Source organism: Ewingella allii, from assembly GCF_044430645.1.
Lineage (GTDB): Bacteria > Pseudomonadota > Gammaproteobacteria > Enterobacterales > Enterobacteriaceae > Ewingella > Ewingella allii.
Genome location: NZ_JAWUDN010000010.1, coordinates 68,087 through 88,361, shown reverse-complemented (window position 1 = coordinate 88,361; position 20,275 = coordinate 68,087). Strand labels below are relative to the sequence as shown.

Annotated in this window: 24 protein-coding genes; 9 read left to right on the top strand and 15 right to left on the bottom strand. The window is 56.5% G+C overall.

Annotated elements, in window-relative coordinates:
• Window position 1 precedes the first annotated feature (1 nt).
• Window positions 2–1,189 carry an MFS transporter gene (locus SBO83_RS18695; RefSeq protein WP_396132532.1) on the top strand — a complete coding sequence of 396 codons (1,188 nt, stop codon included), beginning with the start codon at window positions 2–4 and terminating at the stop codon, window positions 1,187–1,189.
• 76 nt (window positions 1,190–1,265) lie between these two features.
• Here SBO83_RS18695 and SBO83_RS18690 read toward each other — a convergent pair whose 3' ends face one another.
• The 3 genes from SBO83_RS18690 to rluF all read right to left on the bottom strand — a co-directional run bounded on the left by SBO83_RS18690 (window position 1,266) and on the right by rluF (window position 5,231).
• The gene (locus tag SBO83_RS18690) at window positions 1,266–1,448 is read right to left on the bottom strand and encodes a hypothetical protein (protein ID WP_396132531.1); all 183 of its coding nucleotides are present in this window, start codon (window positions 1,446–1,448) and stop codon (window positions 1,266–1,268) included.
• A gap of 79 nt (window positions 1,449–1,527) precedes the next feature.
• The gene (gene katG, locus SBO83_RS18685) at window positions 1,528–3,705 is read right to left on the bottom strand and encodes a catalase/peroxidase HPI (protein ID WP_396132530.1); all 2,178 of its coding nucleotides are present in this window, start codon (window positions 3,703–3,705) and stop codon (window positions 1,528–1,530) included.
• 656 nt (window positions 3,706–4,361) lie between these two features.
• Window positions 4,362–5,231 (bottom strand): 23S rRNA pseudouridine(2604) synthase RluF, encoded by an 870-nt coding sequence (rluF, locus tag SBO83_RS18680; protein WP_396132529.1) that lies wholly within the window; start codon window positions 5,229–5,231, stop codon window positions 4,362–4,364.
• Window positions 5,232–5,474: 243 nt separating this feature from the next.
• Here rluF and SBO83_RS18675 point away from each other — a divergent pair, with 243 nt between their 5' ends.
• From SBO83_RS18675 to SBO83_RS18665, 3 genes are read left to right on the top strand one after another with little or no spacing between them, the layout of a single operon-like run.
• Complete coding sequence (locus SBO83_RS18675; RefSeq protein ID WP_396132528.1) at window positions 5,475–6,053, top strand: NAD(P)H-dependent oxidoreductase; 579 nt, start codon at window positions 5,475–5,477, stop codon at window positions 6,051–6,053.
• A 3-nt stretch (window positions 6,054–6,056) separates the two neighbouring features.
• Entirely contained in the window at window positions 6,057–6,212 is a 156-nt protein-coding gene (locus SBO83_RS18670) for a XapX domain-containing protein (protein WP_154147579.1), read from the top strand.
• 3 nt (window positions 6,213–6,215) lie between these two features.
• Window positions 6,216–6,776 carry an NAD(P)H-dependent oxidoreductase gene (locus SBO83_RS18665; RefSeq protein WP_396132527.1) on the top strand — a complete coding sequence of 187 codons (561 nt, stop codon included), beginning with the start codon at window positions 6,216–6,218 and terminating at the stop codon, window positions 6,774–6,776.
• Window positions 6,777–6,778: 2 nt separating this feature from the next.
• Here the strand turns inward: SBO83_RS18665 and SBO83_RS18660 are convergent, their stop codons facing one another.
• Both SBO83_RS18660 and SBO83_RS18655 read right to left on the bottom strand, forming a co-directional pair.
• A complete protein-coding gene (locus tag SBO83_RS18660) occupies window positions 6,779–7,570 on the bottom strand; it encodes an AraC family transcriptional regulator (protein WP_396132525.1) in 792 nt (263 codons plus the stop codon).
• 139 nt (window positions 7,571–7,709) lie between these two features.
• Complete coding sequence (locus SBO83_RS18655; RefSeq protein WP_353501772.1) at window positions 7,710–8,177, bottom strand: hypothetical protein; 468 nt, start codon at window positions 8,175–8,177, stop codon at window positions 7,710–7,712.
• A 145-nt stretch (window positions 8,178–8,322) separates the two neighbouring features.
• On the opposite strand from SBO83_RS18655, the gene SBO83_RS18650 reads away from it, so the two are divergent.
• Window positions 8,323–8,718: a GNAT family N-acetyltransferase gene (locus SBO83_RS18650; RefSeq protein WP_185687947.1), complete on the top strand. Its 396-nt coding sequence runs from the start codon at window positions 8,323–8,325 to the stop codon at window positions 8,716–8,718.
• Window positions 8,719–8,772: 54 nt separating this feature from the next.
• Here the strand turns inward: SBO83_RS18650 and SBO83_RS18645 are convergent, their stop codons facing one another.
• The 3 genes from SBO83_RS18645 to budA all read right to left on the bottom strand — a co-directional run bounded on the left by SBO83_RS18645 (window position 8,773) and on the right by budA (window position 11,877).
• The gene (locus SBO83_RS18645; RefSeq protein WP_396132524.1) at window positions 8,773–9,171 is read right to left on the bottom strand and encodes a RidA family protein; all 399 of its coding nucleotides are present in this window, start codon (window positions 9,169–9,171) and stop codon (window positions 8,773–8,775) included.
• A 195-nt stretch (window positions 9,172–9,366) separates the two neighbouring features.
• On the bottom strand, window positions 9,367–11,043 hold the full coding sequence (gene alsS, locus SBO83_RS18640; protein ID WP_396132523.1) for an acetolactate synthase AlsS: 1,677 nt from the start codon (window positions 11,041–11,043) through the stop codon (window positions 9,367–9,369).
• Window positions 11,044–11,073: 30 nt separating this feature from the next.
• A complete protein-coding gene (gene budA / locus SBO83_RS18635) occupies window positions 11,074–11,877 on the bottom strand; it encodes an acetolactate decarboxylase (RefSeq protein WP_353501775.1) in 804 nt (267 codons plus the stop codon).
• Between the two features lie 104 nt (window positions 11,878–11,981).
• On the opposite strand from budA, the gene SBO83_RS18630 reads away from it, so the two are divergent.
• Entirely contained in the window at window positions 11,982–12,863 is an 882-nt protein-coding gene (locus tag SBO83_RS18630; RefSeq protein ID WP_396132522.1) for a LysR substrate-binding domain-containing protein, read from the top strand.
• A 4-nt stretch (window positions 12,864–12,867) separates the two neighbouring features.
• On the opposite strand, the gene SBO83_RS18625 is transcribed toward SBO83_RS18630, so the two are convergent.
• The 6 genes from SBO83_RS18625 to SBO83_RS18600 form a co-directional block, all read right to left on the bottom strand.
• Window positions 12,868–13,764, bottom strand: coding sequence for an oxidoreductase (locus tag SBO83_RS18625; RefSeq protein WP_396132521.1), 897 nt, complete (start codon window positions 13,762–13,764; stop codon window positions 12,868–12,870).
• Between the two features lie 303 nt (window positions 13,765–14,067).
• Window positions 14,068–14,682, bottom strand: coding sequence for an ATP-dependent Clp protease proteolytic subunit (locus SBO83_RS18620; RefSeq protein ID WP_396132519.1), 615 nt, complete (start codon window positions 14,680–14,682; stop codon window positions 14,068–14,070).
• A gap of 24 nt (window positions 14,683–14,706) precedes the next feature.
• Window positions 14,707–15,036: an SRPBCC family protein gene (locus tag SBO83_RS18615; RefSeq protein ID WP_396132518.1), complete on the bottom strand. Its 330-nt coding sequence runs from the start codon at window positions 15,034–15,036 to the stop codon at window positions 14,707–14,709.
• Entirely contained in the window at window positions 15,036–15,347 is a 312-nt protein-coding gene (locus SBO83_RS18610; protein WP_353501781.1) for an ArsR/SmtB family transcription factor, read from the bottom strand. The genes SBO83_RS18615 and SBO83_RS18610 overlap by 1 nt, the downstream gene beginning before the upstream one ends.
• Before the next feature lie 38 nt (window positions 15,348–15,385).
• Window positions 15,386–15,769, bottom strand: a complete 384-nt coding sequence (locus SBO83_RS18605; protein ID WP_396132517.1) for a tautomerase family protein — start codon at window positions 15,767–15,769, stop codon at window positions 15,386–15,388.
• 3 nt (window positions 15,770–15,772) lie between these two features.
• Entirely contained in the window at window positions 15,773–16,075 is a 303-nt protein-coding gene (locus SBO83_RS18600) for a carboxymuconolactone decarboxylase family protein (protein WP_396132516.1), read from the bottom strand.
• Window positions 16,076–16,176: 101 nt separating this feature from the next.
• Between SBO83_RS18600 and SBO83_RS18595 the strand changes: the two genes are divergently transcribed.
• Entirely contained in the window at window positions 16,177–17,058 is an 882-nt protein-coding gene (locus SBO83_RS18595) for a LysR substrate-binding domain-containing protein (RefSeq protein WP_396132515.1), read from the top strand.
• Window position 17,059: 1 nt separating this feature from the next.
• Here SBO83_RS18595 and SBO83_RS18590 read toward each other — a convergent pair whose 3' ends face one another.
• Window positions 17,060–17,731, bottom strand: a complete 672-nt coding sequence (locus SBO83_RS18590; protein ID WP_396132514.1) for a DUF1345 domain-containing protein — start codon at window positions 17,729–17,731, stop codon at window positions 17,060–17,062.
• A gap of 337 nt (window positions 17,732–18,068) precedes the next feature.
• Here SBO83_RS18590 and SBO83_RS18585 point away from each other — a divergent pair, with 337 nt between their 5' ends.
• On the top strand, window positions 18,069–18,863 hold the full coding sequence (locus SBO83_RS18585; RefSeq protein ID WP_396132513.1) for an IclR family transcriptional regulator domain-containing protein: 795 nt from the start codon (window positions 18,069–18,071) through the stop codon (window positions 18,861–18,863).
• Window positions 18,856–20,268 (top strand): YfcC family protein, encoded by a 1,413-nt coding sequence (locus SBO83_RS18580; protein WP_396132511.1) that lies wholly within the window; start codon window positions 18,856–18,858, stop codon window positions 20,266–20,268. The genes SBO83_RS18585 and SBO83_RS18580 overlap by 8 nt, the downstream gene beginning before the upstream one ends.
• Window positions 20,269–20,275 lie beyond the last annotated feature (7 nt).

The following is a 20,275-nucleotide window of genomic DNA, read 5'->3' as shown; positions in this document are numbered from 1 at the left end:
CATGAGTAATAACCGTTGTGATGCCGTAGCGGCAGGCCAGATTGAACCCGCCTCCGCTGCGTGGGTGGCCGTGTTTTCACTGGCGATGGGGGTGTTTGGGCTATTAACGGCGGAGTACCTTCCCGCCAGCTTGTTGACGCCGATGGCCGCTGACCTTGGCGTTTCTGAGGCGCTGGCCGGGCAGGCCGTCACCGTGACCGCCGTCGTGGCGCTGTTTGCCGGGCTGTTGGTGCCACGGCTGACGCGCACCTTAGATCGCCGCGTGGTACTGCTGAGTTTCACCCTGCTGATGATTGTCTCCAACCTGCTGGTGGCCTTATCGTCAAGCCTGACAATTGTTTTAATCATGCGCATCCTGCTGGGGATTGCGCTCGGAGGGTTCTGGAGTATGGCGGCGGCGGTTGCCATGCGTCTGGTCCCGCAAAAACGGGTGCCGCGCGCGCTGTCGATTATCTTCAGCGGCATTGCGGTGGGCACGGTCGTCGCCGTCCCACTCGGAAGTTACCTCGGCGGGCTGTATGGCTGGCGCAGTGCGTTTGTGGCCGCCGCCGCCGTGGGCGCAATCACGCTGGTTTTCCAGTGGTGCACCTTGCCACAGATGGCGGCGCGAAAACTGCTGAAAACCGCGTCAGTGCTGGCGTTGCTTCGCCGGCCCGGTATCTGCATTGGCATGTTTGGCTGCGTGCTGGCCCATACCGGGCAGTACGCGTTGTTTACCTATATTCGACCTGCCTTAGAAAGCGTGGTGCAAATAGATGTCGACGGTTTGGCACTGATGCTGCTCGGCTTCGGTATTGCCAACTTTGCCGGCACGCTGTTGGCCGGGTGGGTGATGGAACGCAGCCTGCGGGCTACGTTGGTCATCATGCCGTCGCTGGTGGGCATTGCCGCGTTGGCGATGGTTTCTCTGCCGGTTCAGACCACGGGCCTGATGCTGCTAGTGGCACTGTGGGGGCTGGCTTTCGGCGGAATCCCCGTCGCCTGGTCAAACTGGGTGGCGCGATCCTTACCCGATCAGGCCGAAAGTGCAGGGGGTATGGTGGTTGCGGCAGTGCAATCCTCCATCGCCGCAGGCGCGGCTTTGGGCGGGCTGGTGTTTGGATTTAGCGGCGTCAGCGGGGTCTTTGTGGTTTCTGGTCTGGTAATGTTGTTGGCCGCGCTGGTGATTGCATTACGGGTAAAAGGCTAGGGGGAGAAGTGCGCAAAGGGGGCAAAGGGGGCAATAGGGAGTGGCGTGGCCGGGCAGCACGGTGTCACGCAGAGACTTAATCCCTCACCAAATGCTGAAATTCGGCCTTCTTCAGCCCGGTGATGGCTTCAATATCTTGTAAGGAGAGGCCCAGCTGAGAAAGGCTGGTGATCCTCTGATGATCCAGCGAGTGGGAACAGATAACGCGAAGCTCGCCATGGTTGCCGTGGGGATTGAAGTCCAGTTGTTCTGCGGGCATGGTCACTCCTTCTCTATCGTTGTGTCATCGTTATGGTCGTAAAAAAAGGGGGATGGCGACATCCCCCGATTAACAACAACTAGATATCGAATCTGTCCAGATGCATCACTTTGCTCCAGGCGGCAACAAAGTCTTTCACAAACTTCTCTTTGGCGTCGGCGCTGGCGTAAACCTCGGCAATTGCACGCAAAACGGAGTTAGAGCCGAAAACAAGATCCGCGCGGGTGGCGGTAAATTTCACCTCGCCGGTCACGCGATCGCGGCCTTCAAAAAGCTGTTTCGCGCCATCAATGGCTTTCCACTCATTACGCATGTCGAGCAGATGAGTAAAGAAGTCAGCATTAAGTTCCCCCACGTTATGGGTGAAAATCCCGTGACGGCTGCCGTCAAAGTTGGCACCCAAGGCTCTTAACCCACCCACTAACACGGTGAGTTCAGTGACGGTCAGGGTCAGCTGCTGGGCTTTATCAATCAGCAGGTTTTCCGTCGCGCCGTGCAGGGTGTTTTGCAGGTAGTTGCGGAAGCCGTCTGCCTTAGGTTCGAGCAGGTTGAAAGATTCCACATCCGTTTGCTCCTGACGCGCATCGACGCGGCCTGCGACAAACGGCACTTCGATGCTCACGCCTGCGGCTTTCGCAGCTTGCTCCACGCCCACAATACCCGCCAGCACGATGATGTCGGCCAGAGAGGCTTTGTGGAACTGCTGCTGAATGCCTTCCAGCGTTGGTAACACGCGAGCCGCCGTGGCGTTAACTTCCCACTCGCGCTGTGGCAGCAGCGCGAGGCGCGCGCCGTTGGCTCCACCGCGTTTATCACCACCACGGAAGGTAGAAGCAGAAGCCCATGCCACCGAGGTCAGTTCGCTAACGGTCAGACCAGAATCAGCAATCTTCTCTTTCAGGAAGGCGATATCGCCGCTGGTTGGCTGATAGGTGGCTTCCGGCAGTGGATCTTGCCAAATCAGGTTTTCAGCCGGGACTTCAGGCCCGATGTAGCGCGCCTTTGGCCCCATATCGCGGTGAGTCAGCTTGTACCAAGCGCGGGCAAAGGCTTCGTTGAAGGTCTGCGGATCGTTGAGGAAGCGACGGGAGATCTTCTCAAACTCAGGGTCGAAGCGCAGCGTCAGGTCGGTAACGAGCATGGTCGGCTTGTGTTTTTTCGACGTATCAAAGGCGTTAGGAATGATGTCTGGGGCATCCACGGCTTCGAACTGGATCGCGCCCGCCGGGCTGCGGGTCTGCACCCATTCGTATTTGAACAGGTTCTCGAAGAAGTAGTTGCTCCACTGGGTCGGGGTCTGGGTCCAGGTCACTTCCAGACCGGAGGAGATAGCATCCGCGCCGGAGCCTGAGCCATAGCTGCTGTTCCAGCCGAAGCCTTGGGCTTCGATCGGGGCGGATTCCGGGTCAACGCCAACATGGTCGGCGGAGCTGGCACCGTGGGTTTTACCCAGCGTGTGACCACCGGCAATTAGGGCCACGGTCTCTTCGTCGTCCATCCCCATATTGCCGAAGGTGGCGCGAATAGCCGAAGCTGCGGAAGCCGGGTCGCCGCTGTGCTCCGGGCCTTCCGGGTTAACGTAGATCAGGCCCATTTCGGTAGCACCTAGTGCGCCCTGGGCCAGTGATTCTGGGTGACGATGCTCAAGCCAGGTCTTCTCGCCGCCCCAGTTGATATCCTGATCTGGCTCCCAAACGTCTTCACGCCCGGCACCAAAACCAAAGGTGCGAAAACCTGAATTTTCCAGCGCGACGTTACCCGCCAGAATATACAGGTCGGCCCAAGAGATTTTCTGGCCATACTTCTGTTTTACCGGCCACAGCAGGCGGCGTGCTTTGTCGAGGCTTACGTTGTCTGGCCAAGAGTTGAGGGGAGCGAAACGTTGCTGACCGCGACCCGAGCCGCCGCGACCGTCAACAGAACGGTAGGTACCTGCGCTATGCCACGCCATGCGAATGAACAGCCCGATATAGCTACCCCAGTCGGCTGGCCACCAAACCTGAGAGTCGGTTAATAGGGTTTTGATATCGGCTTTAAGCGCGTAGTAGTCAAGCTTTTGGAACTCCTTCCGGTAATTAAAATCTTCACCTAAAGGATTAGAACGGTCGGAGTGCTGATTTAAAATGTCGACTCTTAACTGGCTTGGCCACCAGTCTCTATTATTTGTCCCGCCGCCAGCAGTTTCATTAGGCTTCGCTTGATGAAACGGACATTTACCGGGAGATGACTCGCTCTTGTTATCAATTAATTCGCTCACTTGCATACCCTCTTTATGGATGTTTCATCATTAAGATAGCCAAGGAGATGATTAAGCGATAGCCGCATTATTCTATGGATTTGATAGTTCTTTCCAACCATTAGGAATAGTGATTTCGCCAATGTTTGTAGGGTGGGATACACAAGAATTTAATGTTTCAAAAATTTTATTAAAAACACCAAAAGCTTTATGTGTTTTACAACTGAGCTATTCTATTTGGGGTTAGGAATTTAGGTATGAACTCAAAGCTTAGCGAGGCCTAAGCCTTGCTGCGCGCAAGTTTGGCAAGATTTTTCCTTGTGTTGTGTAGTGGTTTTCCCAAGAGTGTAAGCTGCTATTGCGCATATTTTTCCGCCGCATAGTATGAAGATCTAGCGCCAATACGGAGTTTCAAGGATGAACGCTGAAAGGGTTCAGGGGCCTTCAGGGAATAACAAAGGAATAAATCAAATGACCTCTTTATGGACATTTATTTCATTAGGATTTTTGTTTGTTAATTTGAGTATCTACTCATTGCATTCAATTCCAATGACAGAAATGCTCTCTATTTTTAATTTATTCTTTTTTTAAAGAACAGATGATTAACTGACTTCGCCCGCCAGAGCGGCGGGCAGAGAGTGGGAAAGTGAGCAGTGAGAAATGAAAATGAAAAGGGCTTAACGGCCCTTTTTCTTGCGCCCCGGTTGGGCAAATCGCTTGCGGGAGGCCGCGTTGCCGTCGGGTTTTTCGGCCACTTTAGGCTTGCTGACAGTCGGTTTTTTGGCCGCTGGCTTGGACTGAGATTTCTTCGCCGGTTTATCTTCTGAAGAAGAGTTTTCAATCAGCTTGAACAACTCGATCAGCTCGTCGTCGGTCAGGTCACGCCATTCGCCCAGCGGAATTCCCTTCAGATTGACGTTCATGATCCGCGTGCGCTCAAGCTTGGTGACTTCATAACCAAAGTGTTTACACATGCGACGGATCTGGCGGTTAAGCCCCTGAACCAGCGTAATGCGGAAGACAAAAGGGGCTTCCTGCTTCACTTTGCATTTCTTGGTCACGGTGCCGAGCATCGGCACACCGGCGCTCATGCCCTGAATGAATTCGTCGGTCACCGGCTTATTCACGGTCACCACGTACTCTTTCTCATGATTGTTGCCAGCACGCAGAATTTTGTTGACCAGATCCCCGTGGTTAGTCAGGAAAATCAGCCCCTGCGAGTCTTTGTCCAGACGGCCAATCGGGAAGACGCGCTTGCTGTGATTGACGAAATCACTGATGTTGTCGCGCTCGCCTTCTTCCATGGTAGTGATAATGCCCACCGGCTTATTCAGCGCGATCAGCACTAAATCTTCTTCATCGCGCGGCTCGATAAGCTGACCATTAACCTTCACGACGTCACCGGCAAATACCTGAGCGCCAACGGCGGCGCGCTTACCGTTGATAAAAACGTTGCCTTGCTCAATGTAGCGATCGGCGTCACGGCGAGAACAGATGCCGCTCTCGCTAATGTATTTGTTAAGACGAATAGATGAGTTAGTCAGCATGGTTTCTCCGTAAAACGCGGACTATACATTATGCGAGTTAGCTTGCGAAGCCTGTTTGCGGCGAATCGTGCAGGGGATCAACGGGTTGAAATGGCGCGCAAAGCTACCTTGATGAGGTAATAGGCAGACGATTGGCAATCAGGAAAAACACATTGGCGGATTGGCGAAAGAAACTAGTATTTATTGCTTATAAACTTCAGTCATCAACTTACCATCTGGGTAGATGCCTTGACCGGAGTGAACATGAACACAACTTTGAAAGTGGCGGGGATTGCCGGAAGTCTGCGCGCAGGCTCTTTTTCTCACATGATTATGAATACGCTGGCGGAACAACTGCCCGCAGGCAGCTCGCTGCACAATATCGATATCGGCGCACTGCCGCATTACAACGAAGATCTTGAGCGCCACGCCTTGCCGGAATCCGTGGTGAATGCCCGCGCGACGGTCAGTGAGTCCAACGCGGTATTTATCGTCACGCCGGAGTTTAACCACGGTATGCCGGGCGTGCTGAAAAACACCCTGGACTGGCTCTCGCGCCCGGCTTTTAACAGCCCGATGCTGCACAAATACGTGTTCTTTATTACTCACTCGCCGGGCGCGCTGGGCGGCGTGCGGGCGCAATATCAGCTACGCGAAACCTTGGCATCCATGCACTGTAACTTTGTGCCGATGGGTGAAATTGCCATCCCGCACATTGGTGAAAAGGTGCAGGATAATCGCCTGACGGACCCGCGCAGCGTGGAGTTTATCCGTCAGCAAATGGCGCGGTTTATCGACAAAGCGCAGGCCGCGTCGGCCCAGTTAAATCAGGCTTGGGGCTAAGTGATGCAGATGCTGCTGGCGCTCGGCGCGGGCCTGTTTGTCGGCCTGCTGTTCTCATGGCTGCGCGTGCCTTTGCCTGCACCGCCCACGCTAACCGGCATTATCGGCGCGTTCGGGGTGTTTATGGGCAGCGTGCTTTTTCGGCTCATCGTAAGGTAATCAATGAAAATACAGATCGTTATTGGCAGTGTTCGACAAGGCCGTATTGGCCCGCAAATCGCCCAGTGGGTTCAGGACAGCCTGATGGCAGAAGGTGAGGAGTGCAGCGCAGAAATTATCGACTTGGCGCAGTGGCCGCTGCCGATGGACGACGAGCCGCTTATGCCTTCTTCCGGCCAGTATCTTCAGCCGCATACGCTGCGCTGGAGTGAGAAAATTAGCCAAGGGCAGATGATGGTTTTTGTCTTCCCGCAATACAATTGGGGCTATCCGGCGGCGCTGAAAAACGCCATTGACCACCTTTATCATGAGTGGAAAGGCAAACCAGCCCTGATGGTCAGCTACGCCAATCGCGGCGGCGGCAAGGCCGCGGCTCAGTTAAAGCAGGTGTTGGAAGGCATTCACATGCAGCCGCTGAGTACGGGCATTGAGATCAAACTCTCCGAGCTGGAGTTTGCCGAGGATGGCGCAATTGCTCAGGCGGCTGAAGGGTTGAGTCCCTATCTTCCACGGCTGGTTGACGCGCTAAAAGAGGCACTTTCACTCACTCACGCAAGCCGTTAACTCTAGGCCTCTTCCGACGGTTCGCGCATCGAAGACATATAGCGTCGCGGCGGCACGCCCAGCACGCGGGTGAACAGGGTGGTGAAGCTGCTGGCGCTGGAATAGCCCAGCTCCAGCGCGGTGGCGGTGATGGTGTGGCCGCGGGCCAGCTTATCGATAGAGGTCACCAGGCGCATATGCTCGCGCCAGCGGCGGAAGGTCATCCCCGTCTCGGCGACAAACAGCCGGGAGAGGGTGCGTTCGCTGCTGTTAACCCGCGCCGCCAGAGCCTCAATGCTCAAATCTGACCCCGGCTCCTGATGCAAAATAGCAATCGCCCTGCGCAAGCGTCGGTCCTGCCCGTGAGGCACAAACAGGCCGGGCGTGGCGACGGGGCGCACTAGCTGTAACACCATCAGTTCGGCAATCAGCCCCAACGATTGCGCGACGTGCTCCGCGCTTTTCTCCTGCTCATCCTCCAGCCTTACTGCCTCGCGGGCCAGTTCGCGCAGCAAATCAGATACCGCCAAAGCCCGACACTCGGCGGGCAGGCGCTGGGCAATCTGCGGCGGGAAGTTAACATTTATCAGCGAGGACGTTTCACTGTAAGACGCGGCGTGCGGCGTCTGTGGTGGCACCCATACGGCAAGCCCCGGCGGGGCCAGCCACCAACCTTTATCCGCCGTGACGCGCATTGTCCCGCCCAGCACCACCGTCAATTGCCCGCTATGGTGTTGATGCGTCGGCACACCGCCACCGGCAGGATGGACAATTAAACGGGCACTAAGAGGTAATGAGGATGGGGTGGTGGGCATAGTGGATTCGGTGGGCTAATGAGTTAGCTACTAATAATAGCGCGATCATCAACAAAAACTACCTTGTCCATAAAGGGCACATTGAAGAGGGGAAGTGCCTGCGCCTGATACCTTAATATCAGGCGCGAGGAAGTGCGGGTTAAGCCTGCGGGTCCTGCGTGATGTCGGTGATTTTAGGGCCTTGCGGGTCCTGAGGTTGTGGCTCGGCCACGGCCTGTTTGGTCGGCGGGGTGCTTAGCTCGGAGAAGGCTGGCTTGGAGGTGGCAACCGAGTAACCGACATACTTCTCATCATCCGGCGACGTGGTGACTTCTACCGATGGAATGGTCACGCGGCCAATCAGCGAACGGGCATAGCCGCCCACTTGGTGCTTACCGGCTGGCAGGTGGACTTCCATGCTTTCACCAATCGCCAGTGCACCGGCATCGCTGCCGTCTACGGTGACAAATACTTTGGTGCCATCGTCAGTTTTAGCCGGAACGTGGGTCACGGTGACGCGCGTCGGGCCTGAGGTAAAGTCAGGTGCTGGCTCGGCTGGGGCGTGTTTTGCACAACCGGTAAGCGCAAAAGCAGCCGCAACGGCGGCGAGGGTGAAACGATGAATCATAGCGCGGCATTTTCCTCTAAGGATTTTGTGATCTGAGTAGCAATATACCCGATCGGGAGAAAGAGATGAATGCAGCGACGGGGAACTCGGAGGATTCTATTGTCAGCAATAATGAATGGCGACTTACTTATCAGGAGAACATGAGATGCAATTGATTGAAACCACCCCACCGGCAGAGGATTTTTGCCGTTTGCGCCAGATTGCCGGGTTATCCCCAAGGCCCTTCGAGGGCGTGGTGAGAGCACTTCCCGCCAGCCTTTATGGGGTACATATTGTGGTGGCGGGGAAAATTGTCGGTATGGGCCGAGTGGTGGGAGATGGCGCGATTAACTTTGAAATCGTGGACATTGCGGTCGACCCAGAGCAGCAGGGCAAAGGATATGGCCGCCTCATCATGGAGAGCATTATGGCCTATTTGCAAAAAACGGCTTCGGCCGGAGCCTATGTCAGCCTGATGGCCGACGTGCCAGAACTGTATGAAAAGTTTGGTTTTAAACTGACGCGACCGGCCAGTGAAGGGATGTATATCAGTTGGAAATAAGGGGAGAGCCAGACCCTACGGACTGATTTCCCCTTCTATTCACTTCTAAAGCGCTCAAGTCGGGCGCTTCACCGCGATGCATTTCACTTCAACCAGTAAGCCCGGATGAGCCAACTCGGTGACGCCGATGCAGGTCCATGCGCATTTCCCGCGAGGGAAAAGACGGTCTTTGACCCGGCGGAAAACGTCCATATGTTGTTTCATATCAACGTGATAAGTTGTCATCTCCACCACGTCGTCGAAGGTGCATCCCGCCTGTTCCAGCACGGTACGCAGGTTCTCCCAGCAGGCGGTGAACTGTGTTTCAGGATCGCTGATCACTTGCAAATCTGCCGTACGGCCAACCTGACCAGCGCAATAAAGGGTATTGCCGACCAGCACCGCCGGGGCGTAACCGGCTCTCTCTGCTAACGCTTGCATCGCCGGGGGCGTGATGATTTGTCTGTCTGACACGACGGAAATCTCCTAATTAGGATAGAAATTTACATGGGCAAATGCCCATCGCCTGAGGATTATCATACCTTTAGCAGGAGGAGATAGGGAGAGAGGCGGATTGTCATAAAGAGCTAAAGTAGCCTGCTAAGGAATACCGAAAAGGGGGAAATAACGCCCTTGTTGAAAAGGGCGTTTGGGGCAGTGCACGCTTCGCTAGAACATTTCACCCATATTTAATTGCCCCATCAGCAGGGCGTTGTCGCTGTAATCCACCGGCACGGCGACCACCGCCGGGCCTTGCACGTCCATGGCGGCGCGCAGGGTGCTTTCCAGCGTGTCGGACGAAGTGACGGCAAAACCCTTAGCGCCGAAGGCTTCGGCATAGGCTTTAAAGTCTATCGGGCCGAATTTTACGCCGGAGGTGCGCTGGTATTTCTTCTCTTCCTGAATCGCCACCATGTTATAGCAATCATCCACCCAGATGATGTGCAGCAGATTCACGCCGAGCCGCACCGCTGTTTCCAGCTCCATGCTCGACTGCATAAAGCCGCCATCGCCGGACACCGACACCACTTTGCGGCCGGGTTCTACCAGCGCCGCGCCAATCGCCCACGGCAGCGCCACGCCCATGGTCTGTTGGCCGTTGGAAATCAACACCTGCCGCGCCCGGAAGCTATACAGATAGCGGGCGATCCAGATGTGGAAACTGCCCATATCCACGCACAGGGTGACGTCGCTATTGACGATATCCTGCATCGCGCGCACTAAACGCAGCGGATGAATGGCGAACTGGTTCAGGCTGCGGCCTTTCTGCGCCAGCAGTTCGCGCTGCTGGCGGCGGTCATCGAGGATCGAAAGTGTCTCGGTACTGAGGGTAAACTGCTGGTGGACCTGCTCGGTCAGCAGGTCCAGCGTGTCGGCGATGTCGCCCACCAGTTCAACATCCGGCGTGTAGTCGCTGTCCGTCTCGGCAGGCACCACGTCGATATGCACCAGCTCCGCCGTGCCGTTACTCCACTGCGCCGGTTCATACTCCACCGGGCTGTAGCCGACGGTGATCACCAGATCAGCATTGCGCAGCAGGCGGTCACCGGCCTGATTGTTGAACAAGCCGACGCGTCCGGCAAAACGATGGAAGTGCGCCTGTTCAATCACGCCCGCCGCCTGATAGGTGCTGGTGACCGGCAGGTCGCTTTTGTTGAGGAAGCGGCGAATGGCTTGTGCATTGCGCGGCTGGCTAGCCATCAGGCCGAGCAGCAGCACCGGACGCTTGGCTTTCTTCAGGCAGGCGGAGACTTGGCGGATCGCGTCGTGCGGCGCGCTGCCGAGAGTTGGCGGCTGTGAACTCAGCAAACGGCCCTGCGCCGGTTCATTGATAATGTCCATTGGCAGGCTGATAAAGGAAGCGCCGGGGCGGCCAAATTCGGCGGCGCGAAAGCCGTTCGCCAGCACTTCGGACAGGGCAGATGACGAAGTCACTTCAGCGGCGAATTTGGTCACCGGACGGAACATCGACACCGTGTCCATGGTCTGGTGCACCTGTTTCACATGGTCGGCGCGTTTGACCGCGCCGCCAATGGCCACCAGCGGATCACCTTCTGAAGTGGCGGTCGCCACGCCGGTGATCAGGTTTGAGCAGCCGGGCCCCGAGGTGACCAGCGCCACGCCTGCTTTGCTGGTCAGGCGGCCGACGGCCCCGGCCATAAAGGCGGCGTTAGCCTCGTGGCGCACCGGAATGGTCACGATCGAGGAGTCAACCAGCGAGTCAAAGACCCGGTCGATTTTCGCGCCGGGAATACCAAACACGTGCTTCACGCCCTGCTGTTCAAGCTGGGCTACCACCAAATCCGCGCCACAGTTCCACGCATTTTTGCTGTCTGAATTTTTCATAATTACTGCTCCTGAGTGGATGTTGTGGGATTAGCTTTCAACCGAGCGTATTGCGTCATCAAGGTTTTCGGGGCTGAGATCGGCCTGCATAAAGTCACTGTCTGTCGGGAAGTCGATCAGCAATTTGTCTACCGTGCCGAAGGTTAAGACGCCGCTTTCCAACTGGTAATCCAGCACGTGGCCGCCGCTGCTGCGTTCGCGATTAATAAAGTGTTCGTGGTAACCGGCGACGTTAATGCCTTGCATATATTCCGGCGTGAGGAAGCCAATCAGCACCCCTTCGGAATTCTCAATATGGAAGGTCGGCTGGGCCTCAATGGCTTCCAGCATCGGCTTGTACGGACGGTGCTGTTCCGGCACGGTGCGGGTGTCCACGCGGCTAAACACGCCGTCAATGCGCAGGGCGCAGAAGGTGTTATTGCTGGCAATCACTTCATCAATGATCTGGTGAATTTCATCGCGGCTATGGGGCTTGTCGAGGTGATATTCATTAGTCGGGTTGAAGAATGTCATCACGGCAAACGGGGTTTTCTGATCAGGCTGCGCCCGTCGCGCCGTACCGTCGCCGCGCAGCTGGAAGATGTTGCTGTTGAAGGCGATCAGCTCGCCGTCAAGATGGTTGAAAGTGCCGAGGCCGAAATCGCCATGTTTCAGCAGGTCAGCCATGGTGGTGTTGCCTTCATAAACCCCGCTCAGCAGGGCGCTCATCATTGAGGACTGGTAGATAACGCGCTCAGGATGCTGCTGCTGGAGTTGCAGGGCACTACGCGTGATATCCGCCACGCAAGAGCAGTCGCTGTGGTCATCGTGGCGGTGAAGTTTGTGGGCTGTCATGGTGTCGCTCCGGTTGAAATTGGTTAGCGTTGTTAACTAAAGGTTGACTCCATTCAGCAGGGAGTTCCAATATGATGGAATGTTCACTTTGAGACGTTTTTGATATGGAACTTCGTCATCTGCGTTATTTCGTGACAGTGGCTGAAACCGGGAATTTCACCCGCGCAGCCGAGCAACTTGGGATCTCTCAGCCGCCGCTTAGCCAGCAAATACAACGGCTTGAGCATGAAATTGGCGCGCCGCTGCTGCGGCGATTAACACGCAGTATTGAGCTGACCGAGGCGGGGAAGACCCTGTATGACGACGCGGTAAACATCCTCAAGCTGACCGATGTGGCGCTGGAAAGGGCGCGCAGCGTGGCGCGAGGTGTTAGCGGAACGTTACGCATTGGTTTTGCCAGCTCCACGGCGTTTAACCCGCAGGTGTTTGCGCTGCTGCATCGTTTTCGAGACAGCTACCCGGCAATGGAGCTGTTGCCGCAGGAGAAGGAGATGTCGGCGCTGATGACCGCGCTGGCGGACGGCGCGATTGACGTGGCGTTTATTCGCTTGCCTTGTGAGCGCAGCAAAGATTTTGCCACGCGGGTGATTGATTTCGAGCAGATGGTGGTGGCTTTGCCGCACGCCCATCCGCTGGCGCAGGGGGCGGATATCAGCCTTGAATCGCTGAAAGATGAAACCCTGATCACCTTCCCACGCGACATCTCGCCGAGCCTGTATGACTCAGTGATTGCCGCCTGCAATGAAGCCGGGTTTACGCCGAAGCTGGGCCAGCAGTCACCACAGGTGACCTCGGCGATCAGTATGGTAGCGACCGGGTTTGGTTACGCGGTGGTGCCCGCGTCGCTGGCGAAAATCGACGACGAGAATGTCAGATTTCTGCCATTAAACGGCCCGCCGTTGACCACGCAGGTGGCGCTGGCGTGGCGACGCAATGACAACGGCAAAGCGGTGCTGCGCTTTCTTAAACTGTTGGAAAACAGATAGTTTATCAGCCCGGCCCGTCGCTGCCGGCGGCCAACAGCGGCACCACTAAGTCGCTGATTGGCGTGGCAATGCTGTGTTTGCGGCCATAGCGCTGCACCACGCCGTTGCGGATATCCCATTCAAGCTGCCGTCCCGCTTGCCGGTCGGCAAGAATCGATGTGCCCAAGTCGGCGGGGGCTTGATGGAAGCCCGCGATGATCTGCTGTGGGACATCATCCCCCAGCGCGGCTCCTTCGGCCCGCGCCACGAGCAGGCATTCGCGCAGGTAGGCCAGCGACAGGTCGGTGATATCGCCGCGAGAGAACATCCCCGCTCGGCGGCCGGTCAACACCATCAGCCCGGCGACGGCGTTCTGCAACAGCTTGCGCCACGCCACCGAAATAAAATCGGCCTCGACTTCAACTGAACACCTCGTCCCCTCGAGTGCCTGAATAACACGCTGAGCGGCGGGCACGTCGGGCAGAGTGAGGCGCGGCTTACTGCGCAGCCATACGGAAGCATCTGGTTCGCGCTGGGCGGGGAACCATACCACCGAAGGCAGCACTGGCCCTCCGGCAAGATAAGGGGAAAGCAGGGTTTGCTGTTCAACACCGTTTTGCAGGGCGCAGACCACCGTTTGCGGGCCGCAGAGCGCCGCCAGCCATAGGGCGATATCGGCAATCTGCGTGGTCTTCACCGCCACGAAAACTAAATCATAGGGCTGACTCGCTTGTGGAACATCCACCTTTACCGGCCCCGGCACGCGGATCTCGCCGCCGTCGAAGCGCAGCTCAAGGTGCGGATGGGGCGTGCGGCCATAAATCGCCGGAGTACGCTCGACTTCGTGCATCACGGCGGCGATAGTGGTGCCAATTGCCCCGGGGCCAATCAGCGCAATGCGGGGGGAATCAAAGCTGTTCATGATTATCTTCCTGCCTGTTAGGTGACTGCGGTTTAACGCCTGCCAACATAATAAACATCTTACATGACAGTTTCCCATGCCTATTTTGGCCCAATATGACTGCTTTTGGTGACGTCGGTGACTGGCTGAAAAGCGCGGCGAGCCGCACAATCCATCCCACACATCGTGGCAGGAAATTCCTTCTGCCGGGACATGATTAGGATGAAATTCAATGAATATAGGGTCCTGGATAGGTTACTAACGCGCTAAGACCTTCGCTGACCAATATCATTTTTGTCTTACACGAAACCCTGCAAAAAGAGCCTAAAGCACATTCTCCGCAGGCATCCTGTGATGCAGCACCCGGTCAATCAATCCCCATTCGGCCGCCTGCTCGGCGGTCATAAAGTTGTCGCGATCCAGCGCTCGTTCGACCTCATCGGTGGTGCGCCCGCAGTGTTCGGCATAAAGCTTAATCATCAAGCTTTTGGTTCGCTGCATGTTCTGCGCGTGGATGAAAATATCCGTGGCTTGCCCCTGAAATCCGCCCGACGGCTGATGTACCACCACGGAGGCATTTGGCAAGGCGAGGCGATGCCCCGGCTCTCCGGCCATCAGTAAGAATGACCCCATCGACCCCGCCGTGCCCATGCACAGCGTGTGCACCGGTGCCTGAATAAAGCGCATGGTGTCGTAAATCGCCAATCCGCTGGTCACTGACCCGCCGGGGGAATTGATGTAGAGATTAATCGGCCGCTGAGGGTTTTCTGCCTCTAAAAACAGCATTTGCGCGCAGATTAAAATCGCCATGCCGTCATTTACTTCGCCATTGAGAAAGATGATCCTTTCACGCAGCAGACGCGAATAGATGTCGAAAGAGCGCTCGCCGGTACTGGATTGCTCCACCACCATCGGGATAAGTTGCATCGCGTCTGGCATAAAATCTCCAAAGTTTACATGTGGTTAGGCGGCGCACATCAGCAGGGCGTCGGCATCGTTGGCGGCAGTTCTGACATCATCTAGGGTGTGAACAATCTTCAGCACGCTGCCGTCGCCGTGGTCGGGCCGAATCTGAAACAGCACCGTGCTTTCGAGGTACGGCGGCTGGTCGTCGCGCATGCGCAAACGTAGCTCTTGGTTGGGCGTGGCGCTCAGTGGTTCGGCGCTGGCGAGCAGGCTATTCGGCAGCCACTGCTGGCGCAAAGTGGGGGTGCTGATGGCCCGCCAGACCTTCTCCGGCGGGGCGTCGAGCCGGTATTCCAGCTCAAGCCGTGGGGGCGATTTTTGCGTCATTATTCCATGTCCTTCAACAAAGTTTTAAGACTGTCGATACGCTCTGGCCAGAAGGCGCGGTACTTCGCCAGCCATTGCGCGATAAGGGCGACGCCATCCGGGTCGACGTCGTAATTCACAAATCTTCCCTGTTTTTCTTCGCGGATCAGATGGGCGTTACGCAGCACCGCCAGATGCTGCGACATGGCGGACTGGCTGATGGTCAAACCTTCGCGCAGGGCGCTGGCATTCATGCTGCCCGCCACCAGTTTGTCGAAGATGGCGCGGCGGGTGGGGTCCGCCAGCGCTTTAAAGATGTCATTTTCATTCATATAAACACATTAGTAGATACTTATGTGTTGTGCAAGTTTTAGGCCGAGGCTATTTTTCCTTCAGCAAAACACCAGTCATCGAGGCTATTGAATTGCACCGTCACCATCACGTCTGACGGGCTGATTGCCAGGGCCGCAACTAGCCTGTCGGTCAGCAGCTGGTAGAATTCGGCTTTCTGCGCGTTGCTGCGCGGCTTGCCGCCAAGAATTGAAAACAGCAGAAAACGCGGGGTCCGGCCCTGCGCCAGATAGTGCGGGTCATACACCAGTTCGCCCGGCGCTTTGGGTTCTAGCACCTGAAAACGGTCATCGGCGGGGACGGCAAAGGCATCCACCAATGTCTGATGCAAAATCGCGGAAACCTGTGTTATTTGCTCCGCGTCGTAGCTGGCTTGGTGAAAGGTAATGCGCGAAATCGGCATAGATTACTCCTGCGGCAAGCATTCAAGGGCGGCCACGGCGGCGGGCCATCCGGCGTAAAACGCCAAATGGGTGAACAGTTCGACCATCTCTTTGCGCTCGACGCCGTTGCTCAGCGCAAAATCAATATGCCAGGGGATCTGCCCGCTGCGGCCAAGGGCGGTGAGCGTCGCCAGCGTGACCAGACTGCGGTCGCGGGGTGATAAATCCGGGCGTTGCCAGATATCACCAAACAGCACGTCGCGGGTGAGTTCGGACAGTTTTGGGGCAACCCGTTGCAGGGTTTCTCGATTTAAAGGCTGGGACATGGGTAACTCCTGATAAGTGGTGACAGGAGGATTGTTGCTCGGGTATAAGGTTTATAAAATCGAAATATTTGCAATAAAATGTCCATAAAATCGGGAGTATTATGACGCCTATTACCTCAACGCTGGACCTCGACGCACTGCGCAGTTTTGTGGTGGGAATTGAGTGCGGCAGCTTTGCGCAGGCCGCCGCGCGCCTGCACCGATCCACCTCGGCGGTGAGCGTACACGTCAAAAAGCTCGAGCAGCAGTGTCAGGCGCAACTGGTGAAAAAGCAGGGGCGTCACTTGGTGCTGACACCCAGCGGTGAGCGGCTGATGGGCTACGCCAAACGACTTTTGGCGGTCAATGATGAAGCCCTGATGTCGCTGCGCGGTGCGTTATTGCAGGGCAGCGTGCAGCTCGGCTTGCAGGAGGATTTTGGTGAAAGCTTAATTCCGCCGGTGCTCGGGCAGTTCGCCAAAGCCCACGACGGCGTGCAGGTGACGGCGCATATCGCCCGCAATCAGGTGCTGATAGAAGCGACGGAAAGCGGCGAGATGGATTTGGCGCTGATCTGGTGCCAGCAGCCGCCACACAATGCGTTTATGCCGTTGAAAAGATTGCCGCTGCGCTGGATCTCCACCCCGGATTTCCCTCTCAGCGACTTTATCCAGCGCGGCGATCCGGTGCCGCTGGTGATGTTCGACTCACCGTGCCTGTTCCGCAAATGCGCTACCGACGCGCTGGACGCCGCAGGCATTGCCTGGCGGGTGGCCTTTGTCAGCCAGAGCCTGGGCGGGATATGGGCGGCAGTGAATGCCGGGCTGGGGATCACCGTGCGCTCGGCCATTGGCGTGCCGCACTCGCTGACGTCAAACCTCAGCGCCCAACTGCCCGCGCTGCCTTCCATGGGCATCGGTCTGATCCAGCGCCAGCCGAAGCCCCCGGCAGTGGTGGAACAACTAAAGCAACTGCTATTACTAGAGCTGGAGCGGCAGCTGTGAGCTAGCTCATTAACCCCGCCGCAACGTTTACCGACAGCCCCAGCACCGCCAGATTAAACACAAACGCCAGCACCGATTGAATCAGGGTAATGCGCCTGACCTCGGTGTTGCCGGTGGCGACATCGGCGGTCTGGCAGGCCACCGCCAGCGTGAAAGAGAAGTAGAGGAAGTCCCAATATTCCGGCTTGTCGATTTTATCCGGGAACAGCAGCGCCTTGTGGGACCCCGCGCCGCGCCGGTAATAGAGATGGGCGTAATGCATCGAAAAGGCGGTCGGCAGCAGCGACCAGGAGACAATTAGCGTGGTCACGGTAAGAATTAAATGGAAGGATTTCGCCGTGCCGGAGAGCTGTTTTACCGTGCTCAGCTCCATAAAAATCACCAGCATACTCACCAGACAGGTGATGCTCACCAGCGTCAGCACCTGCGTGGCGCTCTCATCCTGCGACTGCGCCACTTCGCGAATTCGCTCGGGCTTAGCGGTCATCATCTGTACCCAAATCAAAATTAGGTAGAGCCACGCCAGCACATTCCAGCTGACCATTAACCGTTCAAAAACAGACAGATGTACCGAAAATAGTGGCAATAAAAAGTAGCACGCTACTCCCGCGATAATGGCGCAGAGCAGGCGCGGGCGGTTATGAACATAGTGCTTTATGGGGAAGAGGGACATGGCGCGGCAAAACCTCAGGTTAATCAGTTAAGTTAACTGTAGCCGTGAAATGGTTTTCTCACCTTAGGCCCACTCCGGATCGCAAAGATCGAAAAAGATAACAAATTGTTAAAAATCTTCGCGTAGAACAAAATCCAGTCATCTCGCCTGTCATTGCCTCTCTCTGCCAAAGTAAAAACTGTCCATTTTTTATCTGCTGCTATTAAACACCATCCCCAGTCGCTTTGCGCCAAATGCCCCTGCCTTGTCAGCGCACAAGAAACATGCAAGTCTGCATTTCATCCTAAAATGAAACATCGGTTCATCTAGTGAACCGATTGATAATAAAGGAAATTTAATGACGGAATTCAATGTGGCTAGCGTGGATAGCGCGCTGCGTTTGCTTAACCTGCTAGCGGAAAATCCGGGGCTAGGGCTGAGTGCGATCGCCCGCAAAAGCGGCCTCACCAAGTCTCGGACCTATCGCCTATTGTGCACGCTGGAAAACCAGTTTTTTGTCCAACGCTCCGGGGAACCGGTGACTTACCGGCTGGGGCATCAGCTGCTGGTGCTGGGCGTCAATGCCCGTCGGCAGATTAACCTGACGGAAATCGCCGAGCCGGTGCTCGACCAGCTCAGCCAGCAGTTGAATGAAAACCTGCAAATTCGTCTGCGCGAAGGGAGTGAAATCGTGCAGATCGCCGTGCGCACCTCGCGGCAAGTGCTGCAAGTGCGCAGCGCGGTGGGCAACCGCCGCAAGCTGGGGGCCGGGGCCTCCGGTAAGTTGCTGCTGGCCTATGCGCCGGAAGAGCTGCGGGATGAATTTTTGCAGCAGTCGCCGCAGCCGGAGGCTCTCCGCGCCTTATTAGCCGACATCCGTCAGCGGCAGCTCTGCTGTTCACAGGGCGAATTAACCACGGGCGTCTGGGCGTTCGCCGTGCCGGTTTTTAATAATCACAATCGCTGCGCGGCCTCCCTCAGTCTTAGCGCCCCCGCCGGTCGGGCGGAACAATATCAGCAGCCGATGATTGAGGCGCTGCATCGCGCCGCGGCGCAGATCTCACACCAGTTGGGCAGCCCGGCCTATGGCTCGCTGCCGCTGGCTCCACTCCTCGCTTCCTATCATGACAATAAGGCGGAAATTGATGGCTGATCTCTCAAAAGAGGCCGCAGCGGCGAACTCGCCAATGCGCCAGATGAATCCAACTTTGGTACTGCTGTTTATCGTGCTTCTGGCAGTGGTGATGACTTGGGTACTGGATTCCGGCCAATTTCAGCATGAAGGCAAAAAAGTGCTGCCCGGCACCTATCAGGTGATCGACAAAAGCTTCTCGCTGGGGCAAGTGGTGGGGCTTGGCGCTGCCGACAATGGTGCGCAGGCCCAGCCCGCCAGCCTGATTGACGGCTTTCTGGCGATCCCGGCTGGCATCATCAAGCAGGCCAGCCTGATTGTCATGGTGCTGTTCATCGGCGGCATGTTTGGCATTTTGAACGAGGCGGGGGCGATCTCGGCGTCGCTCGAAAGGCTGCTCAGCGTCACTAAAGGCAATATCTACCTGCTGGTGCCTTTCCTGATGATTGCCTTCTCGGCGGGTAGCACCTTTATGGGGCTAGCCAAGGAGTATCTGCTGGTGATCCCCATTGTGGTGGCGCTGATGAATCGCCTCGGGCTGCCGAATATTCTGGGGCTGGCTATTGTGGCGATCGCAGTAAAAGTCGGCTATTTGGCGTCGATCACCAACCCTTACGCACTCTCCATCGCCCAGCCGCTGGTCGGCCTGCAAATTTTTAGCGGCCTGAGCATGCGCGTCTTCTCTTACTGCGTGTTTATGTTTTTTGGCGTGCTGTACGTGCTGTGGGCCATTCGCAAACACGGCAAGCTGAAGGACGCCACGGTGGCGTTTTCCGCCACGCGCCTCTCTTCGCGCCACACCCTGATGATGCTAACCCTGACGGTGGGCATCGCTTTCATGGTGTACGCCGCCAACCAGTGGCAGTGGAAAAATGCCCAGTTGGCCTCTTACTATCTGTTTATGAGCATGATTTTCGCTGCGATGAGTGGCTTAGGGGCCAGCGCCTCGGCCGACGCCTTTGTCAGCGGCATGAAGAAAGTGCTGATTGCCGGATTGCTGATTGGGCTGGCGACGGCGGTGGAAATCGTCCTCAGCCAAGGCAAGGTGATGGACACCCTGATTAACGATCTGGTGCAGCTGGTGGGGCAGCACGGCGCCTATGTCTCGGCTTACGGCATGTTTATTTGCCAGCTGCTGCTCGACATCGTGATCCCTTCAACCTCTGGGCAGGCCGCCGTGACCATGCCAATCCTCGGGCCGCTCGGCCAGCTTTCCGGCGTCGCGCCGCAAACGACCGTGCTGGCGTTCTTATTCGGTAATGGGCTGACCAACATGATCACCCCAACTTCCAGCGGGCTGCTGATTTTCCTCGCCTCGGCGCAGGTGGGCTGGACCCAGTGGGCGAAATTTATCCTGCCGCTGTTTCTCTTCTTCATGCTGTTGAGTATCGCCATGCTGACCTTTGCCGTTTCGATTGGCTATTAATGAAAAC

Coding starts and splice junctions, on each gene's coding strand:
- SBO83_RS18695 (WP_396132532.1), top strand. CDS start 2: ATGAGTAATAACCGTTGTGATGCCGTAGCGGCAGGCCAGATTGAACCC.
- SBO83_RS18690 (WP_396132531.1), bottom strand. CDS start 1,448: ATGCCCGCAGAACAACTGGACTTCAATCCCCACGGCAACCATGGCGAG.
- rluF (WP_396132529.1), bottom strand. CDS start 5,231: ATGCTGACTAACTCATCTATTCGTCTTAACAAATACATTAGCGAGAGC.
- SBO83_RS18675 (WP_396132528.1), top strand. CDS start 5,475: ATGAACACAACTTTGAAAGTGGCGGGGATTGCCGGAAGTCTGCGCGCA.
- SBO83_RS18670 (WP_154147579.1), top strand. CDS start 6,057: ATGCAGATGCTGCTGGCGCTCGGCGCGGGCCTGTTTGTCGGCCTGCTG.
- SBO83_RS18665 (WP_396132527.1), top strand. CDS start 6,216: ATGAAAATACAGATCGTTATTGGCAGTGTTCGACAAGGCCGTATTGGC.
- SBO83_RS18660 (WP_396132525.1), bottom strand. CDS start 7,570: ATGCCCACCACCCCATCCTCATTACCTCTTAGTGCCCGTTTAATTGTC.
- SBO83_RS18655 (WP_353501772.1), bottom strand. CDS start 8,177: ATGATTCATCGTTTCACCCTCGCCGCCGTTGCGGCTGCTTTTGCGCTT.
- SBO83_RS18650 (WP_185687947.1), top strand. CDS start 8,323: ATGCAATTGATTGAAACCACCCCACCGGCAGAGGATTTTTGCCGTTTG.
- alsS (WP_396132523.1), bottom strand. CDS start 11,043: ATGAAAAATTCAGACAGCAAAAATGCGTGGAACTGTGGCGCGGATTTG.
- budA (WP_353501775.1), bottom strand. CDS start 11,877: ATGACAGCCCACAAACTTCACCGCCACGATGACCACAGCGACTGCTCT.
- SBO83_RS18630 (WP_396132522.1), top strand. CDS start 11,982: ATGGAACTTCGTCATCTGCGTTATTTCGTGACAGTGGCTGAAACCGGG.
- SBO83_RS18625 (WP_396132521.1), bottom strand. CDS start 13,764: ATGAACAGCTTTGATTCCCCCCGCATTGCGCTGATTGGCCCCGGGGCA.
- SBO83_RS18620 (WP_396132519.1), bottom strand. CDS start 14,682: ATGCCAGACGCGATGCAACTTATCCCGATGGTGGTGGAGCAATCCAGT.
- SBO83_RS18615 (WP_396132518.1), bottom strand. CDS start 15,036: ATGACGCAAAAATCGCCCCCACGGCTTGAGCTGGAATACCGGCTCGAC.
- SBO83_RS18610 (WP_353501781.1), bottom strand. CDS start 15,347: ATGAATGAAAATGACATCTTTAAAGCGCTGGCGGACCCCACCCGCCGC.
- SBO83_RS18605 (WP_396132517.1), bottom strand. CDS start 15,769: ATGCCGATTTCGCGCATTACCTTTCACCAAGCCAGCTACGACGCGGAG.
- SBO83_RS18600 (WP_396132516.1), bottom strand. CDS start 16,075: ATGTCCCAGCCTTTAAATCGAGAAACCCTGCAACGGGTTGCCCCAAAA.
- SBO83_RS18595 (WP_396132515.1), top strand. CDS start 16,177: ATGACGCCTATTACCTCAACGCTGGACCTCGACGCACTGCGCAGTTTT.
- SBO83_RS18590 (WP_396132514.1), bottom strand. CDS start 17,731: ATGTCCCTCTTCCCCATAAAGCACTATGTTCATAACCGCCCGCGCCTG.
- SBO83_RS18585 (WP_396132513.1), top strand. CDS start 18,069: ATGACGGAATTCAATGTGGCTAGCGTGGATAGCGCGCTGCGTTTGCTT.
- SBO83_RS18580 (WP_396132511.1), top strand. CDS start 18,856: ATGGCTGATCTCTCAAAAGAGGCCGCAGCGGCGAACTCGCCAATGCGC.